1 protein-coding gene is annotated in these 1,411 nt (G+C 61.6%); it reads right to left on the reverse strand.

Translation table 11 applies throughout. The annotated features are described in order from the left end of the window. Window positions 1-1,397, reverse strand: a 1,397-nt coding sequence (gene rimO, locus AC1D0Z_RS21760) for a 30S ribosomal protein S12 methylthiotransferase RimO (RefSeq protein WP_477660231.1), incomplete at its 3' end; no start/stop codon positions are given. Between the last annotated feature and the right edge of the window lie 14 nt (window positions 1,398-1,411).

Consider the following 1,411-nt stretch of genomic DNA (forward strand, 5'->3'; position numbering starts at 1 on the left):
GCAACCAGGTCGTGGCCCTGCGTTCCGACGATGCGGGCCCGGGTAAATTCGCCCACTTTCAGTGTCTTGCTGATTTTCTCGGGCGGCAGCAGCTTGACCACGCCGTCGATCTCGGGCGCATCTGCATAGGAACGCCCCGTGCCGCCCTTGCGGCCCAGCGCGGGCGCCGAATCCACCAACACCTGCATGGTCGCGCCTATACGCTGCTGCAGCTTCTGGCTGGAAACCGCCTCGGCCACGGCCATGAAGCGGGCGCGGCGCTCTTCACGCAATTCGATCGGCAGCATGCCGGGAATATCGTTGGCCGTCGCACCTTCTACCGCGCTGTAGGCGAAGCAGCCCGCTCGGTCGATTTTGGCTTCGCGCATGAAGTCGAGCAGGTGGTCGAATTCCGCTTCCGTCTCACCGGGAAAACCGGCAATAAAGGTGCTGCGAATCACAATTTCGGGGCAGATTTCGCGCCAGCGCGCAATGCGTTCAAGATTCTTTTCACCGCTGGCTGGCCGCTTCATGCGCTTGAGCACATCGGGGTGGCTGTGCTGCAGCGGCACGTCCAGGTAAGGCAACACCTTGCCGGTCGCCATCAGCGGCAGCACTTCATCCACACTTGGGTACGGGTAGACGTAATGCAAGCGCACCCAGGCGCCATAAGGCTCGGCAATTTCGCCCAGCGCCTGCACCAGTTCCAGCATGCGCGTCTTGACGGGCTTGCCGTCCCAGAAGCCGGTGCGGTATTTCACGTCCACGCCGTAGGCCGAGGTGTCCTGGCTGATCACCAGCAACTCCTTCACGCCGCCCTCAAACAGTGCGCGCGCCTCATTGAGCACATCACCGATGGGCCGTGACACCAGATCGCCCCGCATGGACGGAATGATGCAGAACGTGCAGCGGTGGTTGCAGCCTTCGCTGATCTTCAGGTAGGCGTAATGTTTGGGCGTGAGCTTGATGCCGGCAATGCCGAAGGCGTTGGGCACCAGGTCCACAAACGGGTCATGCGGCTTGGGCAGATTCAGGTGCACCGCATCCATGACCTCCTGAGTGGCGTGCGGGCCTGTAACGGCCAAAACACTAGGGTGCATCTGGCGCACCAGGTTACCGCCGCCCTCGCCTGCCTTGGCGCCGAGGCAACCCGTGACGATGACCTTGCCGTTTTCGGCCAGCGCCTCGCCAATGGTGTCCAGGCTCTCCTTGACCGCATCGTCTATGAAACCGCAGGTGTTGACGATCACCAGGTCGGCGCCTTCAAAAGTTTTGGACGTCTGGTAGCCCTCGGCACTCAATTGCGTGAGGATCAACTCGGAATCGGTCAGGGCCTTGGGGCAGCCCAGACTGACAAATCCCACGCGCGGCGCGGGCTTGGAGTTAACGGGAATAGGTGGGGAAATAACTTCGCTCATGGGTGTATTGTCTC

This window comes from Polaromonas sp. P1_E3, assembly GCF_056405935.1.